A 21,240-nucleotide genomic window follows, 5' to 3' on the forward strand; every position below is an offset into this window, starting at 1 on the left:
ACCCTGAGTGAGCGGGCTTATAGGGCCCCGACCGCCACGACAACCCCCTGTCAGGCCGACGCAGCCACTTGCGTCGGGCGCTTGACCTGCGGCTGTGAAGCGTTCGCTGCTGCACCCTCTTCGATCGCCTGCTGAATCGCCCGGCGGCGGTTTTCTTCGGCACGGCGGCTGAAGAACCAGACAAAGAAGGTCACCAGCGACACCGACAGCAGAATCAGGCTGGCCACGGCGTTGATCTCGGGCTTCACACCCAGGCGCACCGCCGAGAACACTTCCATCGGCAAGGTGGTCGAGCCAGGCCCGGAAACGAAGCTGGCCAATACCAGGTCGTCCAGCGACAGCGCGAACGACATCATGCCCCCCGCCGCCAGCGATGGCGCGATCATCGGGATGGTGATCAGGAAGAACACCTTCCAAGGCTTGGCACCCAGGTCCATCGCCGCTTCCTCGATCGACAAGTCCAGCTCACGCAGGCGCGCCGACACCACCACCGCCACATACGCGGCGCAGAACGTGGTATGGGCGATCCAGATGGTGACGATGCCACGCTCCTGCGGCCAGCCGATCATTTGCGCCATGGCTACGAACAGCAGCAACAGCGACAGGCCGGTGATCACCTCGGGCATTACCAACGGTGCGGTGACCAGGCCGCCGAACAGCGTGCGGCCCTTGAAGCGGGTGACGCGGGTCAGCACGAACGCGGCCAAGGTACCCAGCGCCACCGCTGCCACCGCCGTGTAGCAGGCAATTTCCAGCGAGCGCATCACCGAACCCATCAGTTGGGTGTTGTCGAGCAGGCCGACATACCACTTCACCGACCAGCCGCCCCACACCGTCACCAGCTTGGAGGCGTTGAACGAGTAGATCACCAGGATCAGCATCGGCAGGTAGATGAACAGCAAGCCCAGCACCAGCATCAGCTTGGAGAAACTGAAGCGTTTCATGCGCGGCCCTCCATCTCTTTGGCCTGGCTACGGTTGAACAGCAGGATGGGCACGATCAGGATCGCCAGCATCACTACCGCCAGGGCAGAAGCCACCGGCCAGTCACGGTTGTTGAAGAACTCTTGCCACAGCACCTTGCCGATCATCAGGGTTTCCGGGCCGCCGAGCAGCTCAGGGATGACGAACTCGCCCACCACCGGGATGAACACCAGCATGCAGCCGGCGATGATGCCGTTCTTCGACAGCGGCACAGTGATCTTCCAGAAGCTGTTGAAGGTACTCGAACCCAGGTCCGAAGCGGCCTCCAGCAGCGACGGGTCGTGCTTCACCAGGTTGGCGAACAGCGGCAGGATCATGAACGGCAGGTACGAATAGACCACGCCGATGTACACCGCCAGGTTGGTGTTGAGGATCTGCAACGGCTGGTCGATCAGCCCCGTCCACATCAGGAAGCCATTGAGCAGCCCGTTGTTGCTGAGAATGCCCATCCAGGCGTAGACGCGGATCAGGATCGCCGTCCAGGTCGGCATCATGATCAGCAACAGCAGGACCGTCTGCGTTTCCTTCTTGGCGTTGGCAATGGCGTAGGCCATCGGGTAGCCGATCAGCAGGCACAGCAGGGTGCTGAAGAACGCCATTTTCAGCGAACCCAGGTAAGCGGAAATATACAGCTCATCCTCGGTCAGCAAGCCGTAGTTGGCCAGGTTCAGGACCAGCTGGATCTTGTCTTCGACGTAGGTGTAGATCTCGGTGTAGGGCGGGATCGCCACGTCGGCTTCGGCGAAGCTGATCTTCAGCACGATGAAGAACGGCAGCATGAAGAACAGGAACAGCCAGATGAACGGCACGCCGATTACCAGGTGCCGCCCCTGCGGGGTTATGCGCTGGAAGGCTCGCTTGAGCTTGCGCAGTTTCATGACCGCAGTACCACGCCGCTGTCGTCTTCCCACCACACATACACTTCATCGCCCCAGGTCGGCCGCGCGCCTTGGCGCTCGGCGTTGGCGACGAACGACTGGACCACCTTGCCACTGGGCAGCTCGACGTAGAACACCGAATGGCCACCCAGGTAGGCGATATCGTGCACCTTGCCACGCGACCAGTTGTGCTCGAACTCCGGCTGCTTGGTGGTCACCAGCAGTTTCTCCGGACGCAGGGCATAGGTGATGTGCTTGTCTTCCACCGAGGTGGTGATGCCGTGGCCAACGTAGATCTTGCGCTCCAATTCCGGGCTGGCAATGATCGCGTAGCCCTCGGCGTCGTCGACCACATCGCCTTCGAACAGGTTGACGTTGCCGATGAACTCACACACCAGGCGGCTGGTAGGCGTTTCGTAGATATCAACCGGCGAGCCGATCTGGGCAATCCAGCCCAGGTGCATGATGGCGATGCGCTGGGCCATGGTCATGGCCTCTTCCTGGTCGTGGGTCACCATCACGCAGGTCACCCCCACGCGCTCGATGATCTCGACCAGTTCCAGCTGCATCTGCGAGCGCAGTTTCTTGTCCAGCGCACCCATTGGCTCGTCAAGCAGCAGCAGCTTCGGGCGCTTGGCCAGCGAGCGGGCCAGGGCCACGCGCTGGCGCTGGCCGCCAGACAGCTGGTGCGGCTTGCGCTTGGCGTACTGGGTCATGTGCACCAGCTTGAGCATCTCGGCCACGCGGGCGTCGATCTCGGCCTTGGGCATTTTGTCCTGCTGCAGGCCGAAGGCGATGTTCTGCGCCACGCTCATGTGCGGGAACAAGGCGTACGACTGGAACATCATGTTGATCGGCCGCTCGTACGGCGGCATGTCGGTGATGTCGACGCCATCGAGGTAGATCCGCCCTTCGGTCGGGCGTTCGAAGCCTGCCAGCATGCGCAGCAAGGTGGACTTGCCGGAACCGGAGCCACCGAGCAGGGCGAAGATCTCGCCCTTGCGGATTTCCAGGGACACATCGTCCACGGCTACGGTTTCGTCGAATTTTTTCGTGACCCGGTCGATCTTGACCAGCACCTGCTTGGGTTGCTGGCCACCCTCGAGGGCTTTTTTATAGGCACCGGAGGCAACTGCCATGAGTGAAACTCCCAACAAGATTTTTGTGCCCGCGCGGCCTGCCTGGCAGGCGCCGGCGCGGGTCTGGATTGTTACTTGCCCGACTTGACCTTGGTCCAGCTGCGGGTCATCAGCCGTTGCACCTTGGGTGGCAACTCTGAATTGACGAACATCTTGTCCAGCACTTCCTGCGGTGGGTAAACCGCGGCGTCAGTCCTCACGGCCTGGTCCATCAGGTCGCCAGCCTTGGGGTTCGGGTTGGCGTAACCGACGTAATCACTGACCTGGGCGATAACCTCAGGTTTCAGCAAATAGTTGATGAAGGCATGCGCCTCTTTGACGTTCTTGGCGTCCTTGGGAATCGCCAGTACATCGAACCAGAGGTTGCCGCCTTCCTTGGGAATGGCGTAAGCCAGGTTCACGCCCTTCTTCGCTTCTTCAGCGCGGGCCTTGGCCTGGAACACATCACCCGAGAAGCCCGCCGCGACGCAGATGTCGCCATTGGCCAGGTCGGTGATGTACTTGGACGAATGGAAGTAGGTCACGTAAGGGCGCACGGCCAGCAGCTTCTGCTCGGCCTTGGCGTAATCCTTGGGGTTGGTACTGTTGGGGTTCAGGCCCATGTAGTTGAGCACCGCCGGGAGCATTTCGTCCGCCGAGTCGAGGAAGGCTACCCCGCACTTGGACAGCTTCTTCATGTTCTCGGGCTCGAACAGCACGGCCCACGAGTCGATGGTGTCCACGCCTAGCGCGGCTTTCACCTTGTCGACGTTGTAGCCGATGCCGTTGGTGCCCCACAGGTAGGGCACCGCGTACTGGTTGCCCGAGTCGTTCTTTTCCAGGCGCTTCATCAGCGCCGGGTCGAGGTTCGAATAGTTGGGCAGCAGGCTCTTGTCGAGCTTCTGAAACGCGCCCGCCTTGATCTGCTTGCCGAGGAAATGGTTGGACGGCACGACCACGTCGTAGCCGGTATTACCGGCCAGCAGCTTGCCTTCCAGGGTTTCGTTGGAGTCGAACACATCCTGCACGGGCTTGATGCCCGTGGCTTTCTCGAAGTCCGCGAGTGTGGTCGGGCCGATGTAGTCGGACCAGTTATAGAAGTGCACCGTTGGCGCCGCTTGGACGCTGCATGCCAGCGTCAGGCCCGCGCCGGCCAGCAAGGCCTTGCGGAATACAGAAATAGACAAGTGGGTGGTCCTCACAATCAGTGCCTGGGTAGCGACAATGCTGCCGCACACGCAAAACCGGCGCGCAACTTACCTTCGCAGCTTCGATGCCGCAATGAACAATTGCCTTTCAAAGCCTCTGGGCCGGCATTTACCGGCCCGGAGGTACTGCCACCGGGCTTATTTGCCCGATTTGATCTTGGTCCAGCTGCGGGTGATCACACGCTGTACCGAAGCATCAGGCGCGGCGATCGCGTACAGCTTTTTCTTCACGTCGGCAGGCGGGTAGATGCTCGGGTCGCTGGTGATGTCTTTGTCGACCAACGGGGTCGCGGCCTGGTTACCGTTCGGGAAGCGCACGGCGTTGGTGATTTCAGCCATGATTTCCGGCTGCATCAGGAAGTTCATGAACTGGTAGGCAGCGTCTTTATGCTCGGCATCCTTGGGGATGGCGACCATGTCGTAGAAAGTACCGGCGCCTTCTTTCGGAATCACGTAGTCCACTTTGACCTTGTCGCCGGCTTCATGGGCACGGGCCTTGGACTGCTCCAGGTCACCCGAGTAGCCAACGGCCACGCAGATGTTGCCGTTGGCCATGTCGCCAATGTACTTGGACGAGTGGAAGTAGGTGATCGAAGGGCGGATCTTGAGGAACAGGTCCTCGGCAGCCTTCAGGTCATCCTTCTTGGTGCTATCGGTCGGCAGGCCCAGGTAGTGCAGCGCGGCCGGCAGCATTTCGGTCGGCGCGTCGAGGAAGCTCACGCCGCAGCTTTTGAGCTTGGCGATGTTCTCTGGCTTGAACACCACGTCCCACGAGTCGATCTTGTCCACACCCAGCGCGGCCTTGACCTTCTCCGGGTTGTAGCCGATGCCGATCGAGCCCCACATGTACGGGAAGGCGTGCTTGTTGCCCTTGTCACTGGCATCGCCCACGGCCTTGAGCAGGTCGGGGTCGAGGTTTTTCCAGTTCGGCAGCTTGGAGCGGTCCAGCTCTTCGTACACACCAGCCTTGATCTGCTTGGCCAGGAAGTTGTTGGACGGCACCACGATGTCGTAGCCCGACTTGCCAGCCAGCAGCTTGGCCTCGAGGGTTTCGTTGCTGTCGAAGACGTCGTACTTGACCTTGATGCCTGTCTGTTTCTCGAACTTGGCGATGGTGTCCGGAGCGATGTAGTCCGACCAGTTGTAGACGTTCAACACCTTGTCTTCAGCCTGAACAGCGGAGGCCATGGCGCCCATCAGGGCGGCGGCCAGCAACGTCTTGCCCATTTTCTTCATGCGTAATGCTCCAGAATTTTTGTTTAGCCTTCCGTTCAGCTGCCAGAACCCACGGTGCAGAGCGTGCGGCGACTGAAACAGTCGCTAGTCTGGCAAGTTACCGGGCCCTGTATCAAGGAAAGCAGGGCCTGGTAACGACTTAATGTCACTTCGCTAGCCTAGCAAACGCTCACCGAATCGCTTCGAGTGTCAGGTCCAGGCATTTGCGCGCCTTTTCTACCAGCTCATCAATCTCTGCATGGCTGATCACCAGCGGCGGCGCGATGATCATGGTGTCACCCACAGCGCGCATGATCAGGCCGTTTTCGAAACAGAAGTTGCGGCAGATCATGCCCACACCCTTGCCTTCGTAACGGCTGCGGGTGGCCTTGTCCTTGACCAGTTCGATCGCGCCGAGCAGGCCCAGGCCGCGTACCTCACCCACCAGCGGGTGGTCCTGCAGCTCACGCAAACGCTTTTGCAAATACGGTGCCGCTTCCGTGCGCGCCTTCTCGACGATGTGCTCGTCGCGCAGTATGCGCAGGTTTTCCAGGCCTACGGCGGCGGCCACCGGGTGGCCCGAATAGGTGAAACCGTGGTTGAACTCACCCCCTTCGCTGATGACCTTGGCGACGCTGTCCCGCACGATCACCCCGCCCATGGGGATGTACCCGGAGGTCAGGCCCTTGGCGATGGTCATCAGGTCGGGCTGCAGCCCGTAGTAGTCGGAACCGAACCACTCGCCGGTCCGGCCGAAACCGCAGATCACTTCGTCGGCGACGAACAGAATGTCGTAACGGGCCAGAATCTCCTTCACCTTCGGCCAGTAGGTCTCAGGTGGGATGATCACGCCGCCGGCCCCCTGGATGGGCTCGGCGATGAACGCGGCAACGTTGTCCTCGCCGACCTCCAGAATTTTCTGCTCCAGCTGTTCGGCAGCCCACACCCCGAATTCGTCCGCCGTCATGTCGCCGCCTTCGCCGAACCAGTACGGCTGCGGGATGTGCACGATGCCCGGAATCGGCAGGCCACCCTGCTCGTGCATGCCGCTCATGCCACCCAGGCTCGCGCCGGCGACGGTCGAACCGTGGTAACCGTTGATGCGGCTGATGATGGTCTGCTTCTGCGGCTTGCCCTGCAGCGCCCAGTAATGGCGGACCATACGCAGCACCGTGTCGTTGCCTTCGGAGCCGGAGCCGGTGAAGAACACATGGGTCATGCCTTGTGGCGCCACCTCGGTGATCGCCTTGGCCAGCTCCAGCGCCGGAGGGTGGGCGGTCTGGAAGAACAGGTTGTAGTACGGCAGTTCACGCATCTGCTTCTCTGCCGCCTGCACCAGCTCTTCGCGGCCATAGCCAACGGCCACGCACCACAGGCCGGCCATGCCATCGAGAATCTTGTGCCCCTCGCTGTCCCACAAATGCACACCCAGGGCCTTGGTGATGATGCGTGGCCCCTTCTCTTTCAGCTGCTTGTAGTCACTGAAAGGTGCCAGGTGATGCTCCCCGCTCAGGGCTTGCCATTCACGGGTTTGCGGGTTGTTGACGCTCATGGGCTTCTCCGTAGTTCGGCCGCCGCGCACCTGCGGCGCCAGGGTTGATCAGACAGCAAACAGCAGGAACTCACGCTCCCAGGAGCTGATTACACGTTTGAAGTTCTCGTGCTCGGCGCGCTTGGTGGCGACATAGCCGGTAATGAATTTCTTGCCCAGGTACTGCACCAGCGCACGGCTGTTCTCCATGCGCTCCAGGGCATCTTCGATGGTCAGCGGCAGGCGCAGGTTGCGCCGTTCGTAACCGCGGCCCTGCACCGGCGCACTGGCTTCGATACCTTCGACCATGCCGATGTAGCCACACAGCAGGCTGGCGGCGATGGCCAGGTAGGGGTTGGCGTCAGCGCCCGGCAGGCGGTTCTCGACCCGGCGGCTCTGCGGGCCGGCATCCGGTACACGCAAACCGACGGTGCGGTTTTCTTCGCCCCACTCCACGTTGACCGGCGCCGATGTGTCGGGCAGGAAGCGGCGGAAGGAATTGACGTTGGGGGCGAACAGCGGCAGCGCCTCGGGGATGAACTTCTGCAAGCCGCCAATGTGGTGCAGGAACAGTTCGCTCATGCTGCCGTCTGCATTGCTGAAGATGTTCTTGCCCGTGGCCACGTCGACCACGCTCTGGTGCAGGTGCATGGCACTGCCCGGCTCGCCGGTCATCGGCTTGGCCATGAAGGTGGCCGCCACGTTGTGCTTGAGCGCTGCTTCGCGCATGGTGCGCTTGAACACCAGGATCTGGTCGGCCAGGTGCAGGGCGTCGCCATGACGGAAGTTGATTTCCATCTGCGCCGTGCCGTCTTCGTGGATCAGCGTGTCGAGGTCCAGTTGCTGCAGCTCGCACCAGTCGTACACGTCTTCGAACAACGGGTCGAATTCGTTCGCCGCTTCGATCGAGAACGACTGTCGGCCGGTTTCCGGGCGACCGGAACGGCCTACCGGCGGCTGCAGCGGGAAGTCCGGGTCTTCACTGCGCTTGGTGAGGTAAAACTCCATTTCCGGCGCGACGATCGGCTGCCAGCCTTTGTCGGCGTAGAGCTTGAGCACTTTTTTCAGCACGTTGCGCGGCGACAGTTCGACCGGGTTGCCCTTCTTGTCGTAGGTGTCGTGGATCACCTGCGCGGTGGGCTCGATGGCCCACGGCACGAGGAACACGGCGTTTTCGTCAGGGCGGCAGATCATGTCGATGTCGGCCGGGTCGAGCAATTCGTAATAGATGTCGTCGTCGACGTAGTCGCCGGTCACGGTCTGCAGCAGCACGCTCTCGGGCAGGCGCATGCCCTTTTCGGCAATGAATTTGTTGGTAGGCGAAATCTTGCCGCGCGTGATGCCGGTCAGGTCACTGATCATGCATTCGACTTCGGTGATCTTGTGCTCTTTCAACCAATCGGTGAGCTGGTCGAGGTTGTTACTCATAAATACCTCAGGAGGTAAGGTGGTCCGCGACTTGATTCTGGATGGAGAAGATTGCTAAAGCAAAAATCCCCGCGCAGAGCCACAGTGGATACACTGAAATCAGCTGTATCCGAAATGAGTTCAAAAGGCAGGAAGATGAAACGAAGGGCGGCAAGCCGCTGCGAGGGCAGGTCCGGGAACGCCAAACGTCAATTATTGCGGCCAGGGCGGCAGCAACAGCGACGCAGCTTGCATGAACGGCGGAGATACCCGATGGCACTGCGCACGCAGTGTTTTCAGGTCGCGGCAAGCGGACCATGTGACCCTCGTATTATTGTGTTCTGGGTTGAGACCGAGCTTAGCCTTGTTCATTTTTTTACACAACACCCGCGTAAAAAATAAAACACGGCACGCTTGAGATAGCTCTTTACCGGGGAAATAGCGGATAATGCCATGCCCCGATTTGCAGCAAATCTGCCGTAGATGGGCCATTTCAGGGCATCATGGGGTTGGCTTGACATCAGTATGGCTTTTCGGTTGACTGGTCTTGCAAGCCCCCCTTGATTGATATTTTTAACAACAAAGGTGTTGCATCATGTCGGTACCCCCGCGTGCCGTTCAGCTTAACGAAGCGAACGCGTTCCTTAAGGAACATCCTGAGGTTCTCTACGTTGACCTTCTGATTGCAGATATGAATGGTGTGGTGCGCGGCAAGCGCATAGAGCGCACCAGCCTCCACAAGGTTTACGAGAAAGGCATCAACTTGCCGGCCTCCCTCTTCGCCCTCGACATCAACGGTTCCACCGTCGAAAGCACTGGCCTGGGCCTGGATATCGGCGATGCCGACCGTATCTGCTATCCGATTCCAGACACACTCTGTAACGAACCGTGGCAAAAGCGCCCCACTGCCCAGCTGCTGATGACCATGCACGAGCTGGAAGGCGAGCCGTTCTTCGCCGACCCGCGCGAAGTGCTGCGCCAGGTGGTGAGCAAGTTCACCGACATGGGCCTGACCATCTGCGCCGCGTTCGAGCTGGAGTTCTACCTGATCGACCAGGAGAACGTGAACGGCCGCCCACAGCCACCGCGCTCGCCAATCTCGGGCAAACGCCCGCAGTCGACCCAGGTGTACCTGATCGACGACCTCGACGAATATGCCGACTGCCTGCAGGACATCCTCGAAGGCGCAAAGGAACAAGGCATCCCGGCCGACGCCATCGTCAAGGAAAGCGCCCCGGCGCAGTTCGAAGTCAACCTGCACCACGTGCCAGACCCGCTCAAGGCCTGCGACTACGCGGTACTGCTCAAGCGCTTGATCAAGAACATTGCGTACGACCATGAAATGGACACCACCTTCATGGCCAAGCCCTACCCGGGCCAGGCAGGCAACGGCCTGCATGTACACATTTCCGTGCTGGACAAAGATGGCAACAACATCTTCACCAGCGAGGATCCCGAGCAGAACGCCGCGCTACGTCACGCTGTCGGCGGTGTGCTCGAGACCCTGCCAGCGTCCATGGCGTTCCTCTGCCCGAACGTCAACTCCTACCGCCGCTTCGGTGCGCAGTTCTACGTACCGAACGCGCCAAGCTGGGGCCTGGACAACCGTACCGTGGCGTTGCGCGTACCGACCGGCTCGGCCGATGCCGTGCGCATCGAGCACCGCGTAGCCGGTGCCGACGCCAACCCGTACCTGATGATGGCTGCCGTGCTGGCGGGCGTGCACCATGGCCTGACCAACCAGATCGAGCCAGGTGCGCCGATCGAAGGCAACTCGTACGAGCAACTTGAGCAGAGCTTGCCGAACAACCTGCGCGATGCCCTGCGTGAGCTGGACGACAGCGAGATTCTGAACAAGTACATCGATCCGAAGTACATCGACATCTTCGTCGCGTGCAAGGAGAGCGAGCTGGAGGAGTTCGAACACTCGATCTCCGACCTCGAGTACAACTGGTATCTGCATACCGTGTAAACAAAACGCCGCCCCCAAGATGTTCTGTAACACGCTGAGATTGCCGGGGCCGCTTTGCGGCCCTATCGCCGGCAAGCCAGCTCCCACAGGGATAGCGCCAGCCCTAAAGCTTGTGCAGTACCTGTAGGAGCGGGCAAGCCCGCGAAGAGGCCGGTACAGGCTTACAGCGACTTCTCGAAAATCTTCGAATTGCGCTGATAGTTGTACAGCGAAGCCCGCGCTGCCGGCAGGCGCTCCACGCCACTCGGCGCAAAGCCACGTTCGCGGAACCAGTGCGCCGTGCGCGTGGTAAGCACGAACAGGGTACTCAAGCCCATTTGCCGCGCACGGCTCTCGATGCGCTCCAGCAATTCGTCGCCCCGCCCACCATGGCGGTACTCCGGGTTGACCGCCAGGCACGCCAGCTCGCCGGCCTCGGAATCGGCAATCGGGTACAGCGCCGCACAGGCGATGATCATGCCTTCGCGCTCGACCACACTGAATTGCTCGATCTCACGCTCCAGCACCTCGCGCGAGCGACGCACCAGGATGCCCTGCTCTTCCAGCGGGCTGATCAGGTCGAGCAAGCCACCGACGTCTTCGATGGTCGCCTCGCGCACCACCTCGAACTGCTCCTGCGATACCAGCGTGCCGCCCCCGCCGCGGGTGAACAGCTCGGTCAGCAGGGCGCCGTCTTCGGCATAACTGACGATGTGGCTACGCGCGACGCCGCCCTTGCAGGCTTCAGCCGCAGCATCCAGCAACTCGCCCTGGTAATCGCTGCCCAGGCGCTGCAGGTGCGGGGCCACCTGTTGTGGGCGCAGCTCGCGTATCAGCTTGCCGTCTGCGTCCAGCAAACCTGGCTCGGCGCCGAACAGCAGCAGCTTGTCGGCACCCAGGTCGATGGCCGCGCGGGTAGCGACGTCCTCGCAGGCCAGGTTGAAGATCTCCCCGGTGGGTGAGTAACCCAAAGGCGACAACAGCACGATGGAGCGCTCGTCGAGCAGGCGGCTGATGCCCTTGCGGTCGACCCGGCGCACTTCGCCGGTGTGGTGGTAGTCCACCCCTTCGAGCACACCGATCGGCCGTGCGGTGACCAGGTTGCCGGACGCCACGCGCAGGCGCGAGCCCTGCATCGGCGAGGCCGCGATGTCCATCGACAGGCGCGCCTCGATGGCCAGGCGCAGGGCGCCGACAGCGTCGATCACGCAATCCAGGGTGGCGGCATCGGTGATGCGCAGGCCGCGGTGGTAATGCGGCGTCAGGCCGCGCTCAGCCAGACGGCTTTCGATCTGCGGGCGCGAGCCGTGCACCAGTACCAGGCGCACGCCAAGGCTGTGCAGCAGCACCAAGTCGTGGACGATATTGCCGAAGTTGGGGTGCTCTACCCCATCGCCAGGCAGCATGACCACGAAGGTGCAGTCGCGATGGGCATTGATGTACGGGGAGGCATGACGCAGCCAGTTGACGTAATCGGGCATGACAGGGCCTGTGAATAAGTGGACGGAGAACGGCGATACACGGGGCGTTCAGGATCATCGTCGGAACAGGCTTGCGGTCACGCGCGGTCTCCTCTAGGCAGGAACGAATCAGTACGATTGACGTTTAGTGCAGGCAATAGTGCCGGATCAGGTCACGCAATAGACGCACGGTAGGCTCGATTCGTGACATTTCAAGGTATTCGCCAGGCTGGTGGGCGCAGGCGATGTCGCCGGGGCCCAACACGATAGTCTGGCAACCCAGCTGCTGAAGATAAGGTGCTTCGGTGCCGAACGCCACCGCTTCGGCGCGATGGCCGGTCAGGCGTTCGGCTACCTGCACCAGCTCGGCGTCGGCCGCCTGCTCGAACGGCGGCACCTCCGGGAACAGCGGTGCGTAGTCGATACGGACCTCGTGGCGCTCGGCCAGCGGCTGCAGTTTCTCGCGGATGGCCGCCCGCAACTGCTCGGCATCCATGCCCGGCAAAGGCCTAAGGTCGAACTCCAGTGCGCACTGGCCGCAGATACGGTTTGGGTTGTCGCCGCCGTGGATGCAGCCAAAGTTCATGGTCGGGGTGGGCACGCTGAACTGTGGGTTGCGGTAGGTTTGCTGCCATTGCTGGCGCAGGCCCATCAGCTCGCCCATGACCGCGTGCATGGCCTCCATGGCGCTGTGGCCCAGGCTTGGGTCCGAGGAATGGCCGCTGCGCCCCAGGATGTCGATGCGCTCCATGAGGATGCCCTTGTGCATGCGGATCGGCCGCAGCCCGGTCGGTTCGCCGATCACCGCCGCTCGCCCCAACGGCTGGCCAGCCTCGGCCAGGGCGCGGGCACCAGACATGGAGCTTTCTTCGTCACAGGTGGCCAGGATCAGCAGGGGCTGCTTGAAATCGTGCTCCAGCAGCGGAATGACGGCTTCGATGACCAGGGCGAAGAACCCTTTCATGTCGCAGCTACCCAGGCCAACCCAGCGCCCGTCGGTTTCTGTCAGCTTCAGCGGGTCACTGCGCCACAGTTGTTCGTCGTAGGGCACGGTGTCGCTGTGCCCCGCCAGCACCAGGCCGCCCGGGCCGGTGCCGCGGCTGGCCAGCAGGTTGAACTTGCCGGGGGTAACCTGCTGAATGTCACACTGGAACCCCAGGTCGCCCAGCCAACCGGCCAGCAGCTCGATGACCTGGCGGTTGGACTGGTCCAGCGCTGGCTGGGTGCAACTGACCGAAGGCGCGGCGATCAAGGCGGCAAACTGGTCTTTCAGCGTCGGCAACGGCATGCGCGTACTCCTGGGAAGCGTTGCCCATCATAACAATGCCTATCGTTCCCAGGGCAAGCGTGTGGGCTTCTTCGCGGGCTTGCCCGCTCCCACAGGGATTTCAATGCCCTCAAGGGCTGCGCTTTGCCTGTGGGCGCGGGCGAGCCCGCGAAGAAACCACCGCGACCCGACAGAGCGCGGCCGACTGCTGTAAACTCCTTGCCAACCACGCCCCCTCCTTCGAGTCTGTGATGCACAAAGAAACCGAACTCAAGCTACGCGCCAGCCGCGAGACCCTTGCCGCCCTGCGCGAGCACCCTCTGCTGAAAAAGCGCAACAAGTCCGGCTGGCAGACCCGCGAACTGACCAACCAGTACTTCGACACTGCCGAGCGTGAGCTGTCTGCTGCCCGCGTGGCCCTGCGCCTGCGTCGCGATGGCGATGTGGTCATCCAGACCCTCAAGTGCCGCGGCCAGAGCGTAGCGGGCCTGTCGGAGCGCAATGAGTACGAGTGGAACCTGGACAAGCCCAAGCTGGACCTGAAAAAGCTCGATGCCACCTGCTGGCCCGAACAGCTGGCCGGCCTGGACAAAAAGACCATCAAGCCACTGTTCACCACGGACTTTACCCGCGAGTTCGCCGAAATCGCCTGGGGCCGTGGCAAAAGCAAGGTGGTGATCGAGGCCGCGCTGGACCAAGGCTTCGTGGTCGCCGGCAAGCGCAAGGAAGCCATCTGCGAGCTGGAACTGGAGCTGCGCGAAGGTGAGCCGCAGGCACTGCTGGAACTGGCCGCCGAGCTGGCCGCCAGCCTGCCGTTGATGCCGTGCGACATCAGCAAGGCCGAGCGCGGCTATCGCCTGCTGGAGCCAGACAGCTATGAGCTGGGCCTGCCGGGTGCCGAGCTGGACGCGGAAATGGCAGTGGACGACGCCTACGCCGCCCTGGCCTGGCAACTGCTGGGCAGCAGCCAGCGCCTGGCCGAGCAGTACCGCCACAATGGCCACTGGCGCCTGTTGCAGGACTGGGTCGAGTGCCTGAGCGAACTGCGTGCCTTGACCGCCAGCCTGGGCCAGGCCGCACCGCGTGCCGCTACCCGTGAACTGCGCAGCAGCCTCGACGCCCTGCTGGAAGACTGGCGCCCGCTGGTGCAGGCCGGTAACGACGACGAAGACATCCGCCGCGCCGCGCCCGAGCAGTTTGCCGAAGAGCTGGAAGACGTGCGCTGGGGCCAGTTCTCGCTGGAAACCTCACGCTGGCTGCTGGCCCGCACCTGGACAGTGGAACGCAAGGGCCGTGGCGAACGCCAGGGCAAGGCGCAGCTGGCCAGCTGGATGGGCCATTTGTTGGGTGAAGAAGGCCGTGCACTGAAGCTGCCGCTGTACACCCAGCGCCCCGAAGACCTGGCTGAGCAACTGCCGCGGATTGAACAACTGCTGGCCTGGCTGCACCACGCCCGCCAAGTGCTGGAAGCACCGCAGATGGACCGCCTGTATGGCGACCTGAAGAAGCTGCATGAGCTGGCCGAACTGCCGATCAGCGATGAAGTGCTGGAAGCACGCATCGACCAGGCTCGGGCAGTCGACCAGAGCCGTGGCTGGAAGCACCTGCTCAAGGCCTGATGCGGCCCTGTAGGAGCGGCCCTGCGTCGCGAAAGGGGTGCGAAGCGCCCCCGGGATCTGCGCTTCAAGCAGATACTGCCGGGGCCGCTTTGCGGCCCTTTCGCGACGCAAGGCCGCTCCTACACGAAACCACGTCAGCGGGTCTTGAGCGGCAGGCTGGTCGTGGACTTGATCTCTGAAAGTGCCACAATCGAGTTCACTTCCTGAATCCCCGGCACGTTCGACAGCTTTTCGAAGAAGAACCGCTCGTAGGCCTCGATATCCGAGGTAACGATGCGCAGCAAAAAATCCACCGCGCCCATCAGCACATAGCATTCCAGCACCTCCGGGAAGCCGCGAATGGCCTCGGTGAATTCGGTGAAGTTGGAGCGCCCGTGGGCATTGAGCTTCACCTCGGCGAATATCTGGGTGTTCAGGCCGATCTTCTTGCGGTCGAGCAAGGTCACCTGCCCACGAATCACCCCCTCCTCCTTCAAACGCTGGATACGCCGCCAGCACGGTGACTGTGACAGCCCCACACGCTCGGCAATCTGCGCGCTGGAAAGCGAAGCGTCCTCTTGCAGCAGTTCAAGAATGCGCCGATCGTAGGCGTCCAGCTCGCTATGCATTGCTGTTTCTCCATAGTGGGTGCTGACGAATTGCTCAATTCGACAGCCAAGCAAAATGGTCAAATCATAGCGAATAAAGGCTGCCTAATGCCTGTCAGTTAAGCGTTACTGGGGCTGCTTTGCAGCCCTTCGCGGGCACGCCCGCTCCCACAGGTTTGGCGCTGAACTCAAGAAATGCGCGATCCCCTGTGGGAGCGGGCGTGCCCGCGAAGGGTCGCAAAGCGGCCCCAAATTACTTAACTGACTGGCATTGGCCTGTAGCCTCGCGGAATGCCTCTACACCGTACGTGTAAAACCCCGAAACCCTTCCCCCGTGATGCCCGCGCCCCGCCCGGCTAGCCTGACCGGCACATTCCCGATCAGGCACGGACGCCCAGCATGCATAGCCCGCACACAATGACTCTCGACCTTGAACACGTGCTCGCCGCCCTGGTCGCCGACCAGCACCTGCACGCCAACGACACCCAGCACGTGCGCGATCACGCCGCCGCCCACCCCGCTTGCCATCCGCTCGAACAGATCGCCGCCTGCAGCCTGGAACACCGCCAACAGCCTGGCCAGCAGCTGGACCTTGAGCACCTTTGCCAATGGCTGGCCCGCAAGGTCGGCCAGCCTTACCTGCGCATCGACCCCATGCAGCTCGACCTGCCCCAAGTCAGCGGCCTGATCGCGCCGGCCTTCGCCCAGCGCCACGGCATCCTCATCGTCGCAGCCGACGCCCTCGGCGTTACCGTCGCCAGTGCCGAGCCCTACCAGAACGACTGGCAGGCCGACCTGGCCCGCAGCCTGGGCCGGCCGATTCGTCGGGTGCTGGCCAGCCCGTTGCAGATCCGCCAGGCAGGGCAGTCATTCCAGCACCTCGCCCAGTCGGTAAAAGGCGCGCAATACCAGCAGGCCGCCGGCCTGGGCGAACTCGAGCAACTGCTGGAACTGGGCAAGCGCCAGGCCGAAGCCAGCGCCGACGACGCGCACATCGTGCACATCGTCGACTGGTTGCTGCAGTACGCTATCGAACAACGTGCCAGCGACATTCACCTGGAACCCCGCCGCGATCAGGGCCAGTTGCGCTACCGCATCGACGGCCTGCTGCATAACGTGTACGCCTTTCCTGCCGGCGTGACCTTGGCACTGGTCAGCCGCCTCAAGCACCTGGGGCGCATGGATGTGGCGCAAAAGCGCCGGCCGCAGGACGGCCGCCTGCACAGCCGCCTGCCCGGCGGCGGTGAGGTCGAGCTACGGCTGTCGACCCTGCCAACCGCCTACGGCGAAAAGCTGGTGCTGCGCCTGTTCGACCCGCAGCAACTGCACGAGGGCTTCGACCGCCTCGGCCTGCAAGGCCAGCAACTGGCCCAGTGGCAGCGCCTGTTGGCCAAGCGCCAGGGCATCATCCTGGTGACCGGCCCCACCGGCTCCGGCAAGACCAGCACGCTGTATACCAGCCTCAAGCTATTGGCCACGCCACAGGTCAACCTGTGCACCATCGAAGACCCCATCGAGCGCCTGGAGCCGGCGTTCAACCAGTTGCAGGTGCAGCCCGCCCTGGACCTTGGTTTTGCCGCCGGGGTACGCGCCCTGCTGCGTCAGGACCCGGACATCATCATGATCGGCGAAATTCGCGACCGCGAAACGGCCCTAGTGGCGGTACAGGCCGCCCTGACCGGGCATTTGGTGCTGTCTACCCTGCACACCAACGATGCCTGCGCGGCCATCACCCGCCTGCAGGAACTGGGCGTGGCCGACTACCTGATCAAGGCGACGCTGGTCGGCGTCATGGCCCAGCGCCTGGTACGCACCCTGTGCCCGGACTGCCAAGCGAATACCTGCGCCCACTGCCGTACCTGCCGAGGCACCGGCTTTCATGGCCGCACCGGTTTATTTGAACTGCTCGAGCCCAGCGACCAGCTGCGCGCGCTGATCGGCCGGGATGCCGACCTGACCATTCTGCGGCAACAGGCCCGGGCCGATGGCCTGGTGGATCTTCGCCGTTGTGGCGAGGCCAAGGTGACCACTGGGCAGACCTGCATGCATGAGGTATTGCGCGTGTGCGGCTGACGAAAAGCCCCGGCATTCAGGAACTTGCCCCATTGGAAAAGATCCAACGGCGCATCTTCAACCCCCACCCTTCGAGGTGTTTCAACATGCGTCTCAAAACTGCCGTTGCCGCCGCTGCCCTGCTCTCGCTGCCTATGGGCTCGGCCATGGCTGATACCTTTTGGCGTAACGTGATTTCTTCCGGGGCAACGACTGGTTCGACCTACCTGACGTCGCGGGACCACAAGCTTGTCCTCGCCGCGCAGGACGACGCCAGCAGCTTCGTTGCCAGCGAAGGTGCGATTCGTGGGCCGTTCCTGGAAGCCGCCATGCACCAGGCACGGGCCGAGAACCCGGGGCTGCAGGCCTCGGACATGGAGCTGGCCAATGCCATCCTGGCCAAGAATGCGGTAGCCGAGTAAAACCCCGGGGCGCGCGCTGCGCGCCCAATCGGTCACCCTGCGCTTTCAGCGATAAGCCTCCACCGGCACACAGGCACAGAACAGGTTGCGGTCCCCATACACGTTGTCGACCCGGTTAACCGCCGGCCAGTATTTGTGTTGGCGCATATGCGCAGCCGGTGCCACCGCCTGCTCCAGGCTGTAGGGCCTGTCCCATATGCCCAAGACATCGGCCAAGGTATGCGGCGCATGCCTGAGCGGGCTGTTCTCTGCCGGCCACTTGCCATCCTGAACGTCCGCTATCTCCGCGCGAATTGCCAGCATCGCTTCGATAAAACGGTCCAGCTCGGCCTTGGACTCACTTTCGGTCGGTTCCACCATCAGCGTACCCGGCACCGGGAACGACATGGTCGGTGCATGGAAGCCGTAGTCCATCAGGCGCTTCGCCACGTCCTCCTCGCTGATGCCCGTCAGCGCCTTCAACGGCCGCAGGTCGAGTATGCACTCATGCGCCACGCGCTGGTTACGCCCGCGGTAGAGCACCGGGAAGGCCCCAGCCAGCTGGCTCGCCAGGTAGTTGGCAGAGAGGATCGCCACCTCGCTGGCGTCAGCCAGTTGCGGGCCCATCATGGCAATGTACATCCAGCTGATCGGCAGAATGCTGGCGCTGCCCCAGGGCGCAGCGCTGACCGCACTGTTGTTCGGATCCAGGCCGGGGACCGGTACCACCGGGTGGCTGGCGACGAAGGGTTGCAGATGAGCGCGAACACCGATCGGCCCCATGCCCGGACCACCACCGCCGTGGGGGATGCAGAAGGTCTTGTGCAGGTTCATGTGCGACACATCGGCACCGATGTCGGCAGGGCGCGCCAACCCCACCTGGGCATTGAGGTTGGCGCCGTCCATGTACACCTGGCCGCCGTGCTGGTGCACCACGTCACAGATTTCGCGAATGCCCTCTTCGTACACGCCGTGGGTTGAGGGGTAGGTGATCATCAGGCACGACAGGCGCTCACCGGCTGCACCGGCCTTGGCCTTGAGGTCTGCCAGGTCAACGTTGCCGCCCTGATCGCAATCGACTATCACCACCTCCATGCCGGCCATCTGTGCCGACGCCGGGTTGGTGCCGTGTGCCGACGACGGGATCAGGCACAAGGTACGCTGCGGTTGCTGGCGGCTGCGGTGGTAGCGGGTAATCGCCATCAGGCCAGCGTACTCACCCTGGGCCCCGGAGTTGGGCTGCATGCAGATGGCATCGAAGCCGGTAATGGTGCACAGCCAGCTTTCCAGCTCGTCGATCATCGCCTTGTACCCGACGGCCTGCCCCACCGGGGCGAACGGGTGCAGCTGAGCGAAAGCAGGCCAGGTGATCGGGATCATCTCGCTGGTAGCATTGAGCTTCATGGTGCAGGAGCCCAGCGGAATCATCGACTGGTTCAGCGCCAGGTCCTTGTTCTCCAACTGCTTGAGGTAGCGCAGCATCTCGGTTTCGCTGTGGTGCAGGTTGAACACCGGGTGGGCAAGGAACGGGGAATGCCGCACCAGGCTGGGCGGAATGCCTTCGGCCAGGGCCGACTGGTCAAGCGCGGCGATGTCCAGCCCGTGGTCAACGCCTAAGAAAATGTCCAACAGGCGCAGCACTGTCTGCTCGTTGCAGGTTTCATCCAGGCTCACGCCCAGGTGGCCGCGGCCCAGTATGCGCAGGTTGACCTGTGCGGCTTCAGCGCTCTCGATGATGGCTGCCTGTGCGCCACCCACGTCGAGGGTAAGGGTGTCGAAGAAGTGCTGGTTGAGGCGCTTGATGCCTTTGGCCGCAAGGCCGGCCGCCAGAATGACCGTCAGCCGGTGCACGCGCTGGGCAATGCGCTTAAGGCCTTGCGGGCCGTGGTAGACCGCGTAGAAGCCGGCGATGTTGGCCAGCAGCACCTGCGCCGTGCAGATGTTGGAGTTGGCTTTTTCACGGCGAATATGCTGTTCGCGGGTTTGCAGGGCCATGCGCAGCGCGGTGTTGCCACGGGCATCACGCGACACGCCGATGATGCGCCCGGGCATGGCCCGCTTGTAATCGTCGCGGCAGGCGAAATACGCCGCATGTGGCCCGCCGTAACCCATCGGTACACCAAAGCGCTGGCTGGAACCTAACACCACATCGGCACCCAGCTCGCCGGGCGGCGTGAGCAGTACCAGGCTGAGCAGGTCGGCAGCCACGCAGGCCAGGGCGTGCTGGCCATGCAAGTGCTCGATCAGAGGGCGCAGGTCGCGCACCTCGCCGTGGGTATCGGGGTACTGCAGCAAGGCGCCGAATACCGCATGCGTGTTCAGGTTATCCACAGAGTCGATGATCAGTTCGAAGCCGAAGCCTTCGGCGCGGGTCTTGAGCACTGACAGGGTTTGCGGGTGGCAGTGCTCATCGGCGAAGAATGCGTTGCTCTTGCTGCGCGCCACGCGCTTGGCCAGGGCCATGGCCTCGGCGGCGGCAGTCGCCTCGTCCAGCAGCGAGGCGTTGGCCAGGGCCAGCCCGGTCAGGTCGATGACCATCTGCTGGTAGTTCAGCAGCGCCTCCAGCCGGCCCTGGGCTATTTCAGGCTGGTAAGGCGTGTAGGCGGTGTACCAGCCGGGGTTTTCCAGCACGTTGCGCAGGATGACCGTGGGGGTGATGGTGCCGTGGTAGCCCATGCCGATCAGGCTGGTCCATACCTGGTTTTGCGCGGCGTAACCCGCGAGTTTGGCCAAGGCCGCCTGCTCATCGAGGGCCGGTGGCAGGTCGAGGGGGCGCTTGAGGCGGATGCCTGGCGGAACGGTTTGCTCGATCAGCTCGGCGCGGCTCGCCACGCCCAGTGCGTTGAGCATGGCCTGCTGCTCGGCGGCATCCGGGCCCAGGTGGCGACGCAGGAACGGGTTGAGCTCTTGCAGTTGATGCAGGGACGGCGACTGGGACATGACCACGCTCTCTTCCTGGAACAGCTCTCATGGAGACTACAAGTCTAGGAAGGGATTGCCGGTTGTGCGGGGAAACTTGTTTGCATGCCCGGCCTCTTCGCGGCTAAAGCCGCTCCTACAAGGGGTTGCGCAAGACGCAAGGGCCATGCAGTACCTGTAGGAGCGGCTTTAGCCGCGAAGCAGGCGACGCGGTCTTACTCGCCGATCGCAGCCTTGTAACCAGCAGCATCCAGCAGCTTGTCCAGCTCGGCCTTGTCGCTTGGCTTGAGCTTGAAGATCCACGCCCCGTAAGGCTCTTCGTTGAGCTGCTCCGGGCTGTCAGCCAGCTCTTCGTTCACCGCGATCACTTCGCCACCCACTGGGGCATAGATGTCCGAAGCGGCCTTGACCGACTCGACCACGCCGGCAGCGTCACCCGCGGCGAATACCTTGCCGACTTCGGCAAGTTCGACGAACACTACGTCACCCAAGGCCTCCTGGGCGTGGTCGCTGATGCCCACGGTGACGCTGCCGTCAGCTTCCAGGCGGGCCCACTCGTGGCTTTCGGCGAAACGCAGTTCGGCGGGGATATTGCTCATGTCTTGAATTCCTCGATTGGCTCAGCGGTACGCCCGCCGGTAAAT

At 62.7% G+C, this 21,240-nt stretch carries 16 protein-coding genes; 4 read left to right on the forward strand and 12 right to left on the reverse strand.

All coding sequences use genetic code 11. From position 1 onward, the window contains the following. Window positions 1–50 precede the first annotated feature (50 nt). From K4A76_RS22635 to K4A76_RS22665, 7 genes are all read right to left on the reverse strand, one after another. Window positions 51–944 (reverse strand): ABC transporter permease subunit, encoded by an 894-nt coding sequence (locus K4A76_RS22635; RefSeq protein ID WP_054905162.1) that lies wholly within the window; start codon window positions 942–944, stop codon window positions 51–53. Beyond that, complete coding sequence (locus K4A76_RS22640) at window positions 941–1,861, reverse strand: ABC transporter permease subunit (RefSeq protein ID WP_110679973.1); 921 nt, start codon at window positions 1,859–1,861, stop codon at window positions 941–943. Before K4A76_RS22640 ends, K4A76_RS22635 begins: the two co-directional genes overlap by 4 nt. Beyond that, on the reverse strand, window positions 1,858–3,000 hold the full coding sequence (gene potA / locus K4A76_RS22645) for a polyamine ABC transporter ATP-binding protein (RefSeq protein ID WP_009681715.1): 1,143 nt from the start codon (window positions 2,998–3,000) through the stop codon (window positions 1,858–1,860). Before potA ends, K4A76_RS22640 begins: the two co-directional genes overlap by 4 nt. Before the next feature lie 71 nt (window positions 3,001–3,071). Beyond that, entirely contained in the window at window positions 3,072–4,166 is a 1,095-nt protein-coding gene (locus K4A76_RS22650; RefSeq protein WP_274411193.1) for a polyamine ABC transporter substrate-binding protein, read from the reverse strand. A 159-nt stretch (window positions 4,167–4,325) separates the two neighbouring features. Further along, entirely contained in the window at window positions 4,326–5,423 is a 1,098-nt protein-coding gene (locus K4A76_RS22655; RefSeq protein WP_009681717.1) for a polyamine ABC transporter substrate-binding protein, read from the reverse strand. Window positions 5,424–5,592: 169 nt separating this feature from the next. Continuing rightward, entirely contained in the window at window positions 5,593–6,954 is a 1,362-nt protein-coding gene (locus tag K4A76_RS22660; protein WP_212623859.1) for an aspartate aminotransferase family protein, read from the reverse strand. 48 nt (window positions 6,955–7,002) lie between these two features. Next, window positions 7,003–8,361, reverse strand: coding sequence for a glutamine synthetase family protein (locus tag K4A76_RS22665; RefSeq protein WP_009681719.1), 1,359 nt, complete (start codon window positions 8,359–8,361; stop codon window positions 7,003–7,005). 574 nt (window positions 8,362–8,935) lie between these two features. Between K4A76_RS22665 and K4A76_RS22670 the strand changes: the two genes are divergently transcribed. Beyond that, complete coding sequence (locus K4A76_RS22670) at window positions 8,936–10,312, forward strand: glutamine synthetase family protein (protein ID WP_009681720.1); 1,377 nt, start codon at window positions 8,936–8,938, stop codon at window positions 10,310–10,312. Between the two features lie 161 nt (window positions 10,313–10,473). Here the strand turns inward: K4A76_RS22670 and argA are convergent, their stop codons facing one another. Both argA and argE read right to left on the reverse strand, forming a co-directional pair. Further along, window positions 10,474–11,772: an amino-acid N-acetyltransferase gene (gene argA, locus K4A76_RS22675; RefSeq protein ID WP_029888017.1), complete on the reverse strand. Its 1,299-nt coding sequence runs from the start codon at window positions 11,770–11,772 to the stop codon at window positions 10,474–10,476. Between the two features lie 124 nt (window positions 11,773–11,896). Then, window positions 11,897–13,039 carry an acetylornithine deacetylase gene (gene argE, locus K4A76_RS22680; protein WP_182390513.1) on the reverse strand — a complete coding sequence of 381 codons (1,143 nt, stop codon included), beginning with the start codon at window positions 13,037–13,039 and terminating at the stop codon, window positions 11,897–11,899. 230 nt (window positions 13,040–13,269) lie between these two features. On the opposite strand from argE, the gene K4A76_RS22685 reads away from it, so the two are divergent. Then, window positions 13,270–14,637 (forward strand): CYTH domain-containing protein, encoded by a 1,368-nt coding sequence (locus tag K4A76_RS22685; RefSeq protein WP_029888015.1) that lies wholly within the window; start codon window positions 13,270–13,272, stop codon window positions 14,635–14,637. 134 nt (window positions 14,638–14,771) lie between these two features. Here the strand turns inward: K4A76_RS22685 and K4A76_RS22690 are convergent, their stop codons facing one another. Further along, the gene (locus tag K4A76_RS22690; RefSeq protein WP_054911879.1) at window positions 14,772–15,245 is read right to left on the reverse strand and encodes an Lrp/AsnC family transcriptional regulator; all 474 of its coding nucleotides are present in this window, start codon (window positions 15,243–15,245) and stop codon (window positions 14,772–14,774) included. 378 nt (window positions 15,246–15,623) lie between these two features. Here K4A76_RS22690 and K4A76_RS22695 point away from each other — a divergent pair, with 378 nt between their 5' ends. After that, window positions 15,624–17,297: a GspE/PulE family protein gene (locus tag K4A76_RS22695; protein WP_274411194.1), complete on the forward strand. Its 1,674-nt coding sequence runs from the start codon at window positions 15,624–15,626 to the stop codon at window positions 17,295–17,297. Between the two features lie 86 nt (window positions 17,298–17,383). Continuing rightward, window positions 17,384–17,698 (forward strand): DUF2388 domain-containing protein, encoded by a 315-nt coding sequence (locus K4A76_RS22700; protein WP_009684128.1) that lies wholly within the window; start codon window positions 17,384–17,386, stop codon window positions 17,696–17,698. Between the two features lie 45 nt (window positions 17,699–17,743). Here the strand turns inward: K4A76_RS22700 and gcvP are convergent, their stop codons facing one another. Next, on the reverse strand, window positions 17,744–20,617 hold the full coding sequence (gcvP, locus tag K4A76_RS22705) for an aminomethyl-transferring glycine dehydrogenase (protein ID WP_274411195.1): 2,874 nt from the start codon (window positions 20,615–20,617) through the stop codon (window positions 17,744–17,746). A 194-nt stretch (window positions 20,618–20,811) separates the two neighbouring features. Then, entirely contained in the window at window positions 20,812–21,195 is a 384-nt protein-coding gene (gene gcvH, locus K4A76_RS22710) for a glycine cleavage system protein GcvH (protein WP_009684130.1), read from the reverse strand. Window positions 21,196–21,240: the final 45 nt, after the last annotated feature.

This window comes from Pseudomonas sp. NEEL19 (assembly GCF_028751975.1).
GTDB classification, from domain to species: domain Bacteria; phylum Pseudomonadota; class Gammaproteobacteria; order Pseudomonadales; family Pseudomonadaceae; genus Aquipseudomonas; species Aquipseudomonas juntendi.

Excerpts from the sequence above, each read along its gene's own strand:
- K4A76_RS22685 (WP_029888015.1), top strand. The coding sequence starts at position 13,270 with ATGCACAAAGAAACCGAACTCAAGCTACGCGCCAGCCGCGAGACCCTT.
- K4A76_RS22640 (WP_110679973.1), bottom strand. The coding sequence starts at position 1,861 with ATGAAACTGCGCAAGCTCAAGCGAGCCTTCCAGCGCATAACCCCGCAG.
- K4A76_RS22635 (WP_054905162.1), bottom strand. The coding sequence starts at position 944 with ATGAAACGCTTCAGTTTCTCCAAGCTGATGCTGGTGCTGGGCTTGCTG.
- K4A76_RS22700 (WP_009684128.1), top strand. The coding sequence starts at position 17,384 with ATGCGTCTCAAAACTGCCGTTGCCGCCGCTGCCCTGCTCTCGCTGCCT.
- K4A76_RS22665 (WP_009681719.1), bottom strand. The coding sequence starts at position 8,361 with ATGAGTAACAACCTCGACCAGCTCACCGATTGGTTGAAAGAGCACAAG.
- K4A76_RS22670 (WP_009681720.1), top strand. The coding sequence starts at position 8,936 with ATGTCGGTACCCCCGCGTGCCGTTCAGCTTAACGAAGCGAACGCGTTC.
- potA (WP_009681715.1), bottom strand. The coding sequence starts at position 3,000 with ATGGCAGTTGCCTCCGGTGCCTATAAAAAAGCCCTCGAGGGTGGCCAG.
- K4A76_RS22690 (WP_054911879.1), bottom strand. The coding sequence starts at position 15,245 with ATGCATAGCGAGCTGGACGCCTACGATCGGCGCATTCTTGAACTGCTG.
- K4A76_RS22655 (WP_009681717.1), bottom strand. The coding sequence starts at position 5,423 with ATGAAGAAAATGGGCAAGACGTTGCTGGCCGCCGCCCTGATGGGCGCC.
- gcvP (WP_274411195.1), bottom strand. The coding sequence starts at position 20,617 with ATGTCCCAGTCGCCGTCCCTGCATCAACTGCAAGAGCTCAACCCGTTC.
- gcvH (WP_009684130.1), bottom strand. The coding sequence starts at position 21,195 with ATGAGCAATATCCCCGCCGAACTGCGTTTCGCCGAAAGCCACGAGTGG.
- argA (WP_029888017.1), bottom strand. The coding sequence starts at position 11,772 with ATGCCCGATTACGTCAACTGGCTGCGTCATGCCTCCCCGTACATCAAT.
- K4A76_RS22695 (WP_274411194.1), top strand. The coding sequence starts at position 15,624 with ATGCATAGCCCGCACACAATGACTCTCGACCTTGAACACGTGCTCGCC.
- K4A76_RS22660 (WP_212623859.1), bottom strand. The coding sequence starts at position 6,954 with ATGAGCGTCAACAACCCGCAAACCCGTGAATGGCAAGCCCTGAGCGGG.
- argE (WP_182390513.1), bottom strand. The coding sequence starts at position 13,039 with ATGCCGTTGCCGACGCTGAAAGACCAGTTTGCCGCCTTGATCGCCGCG.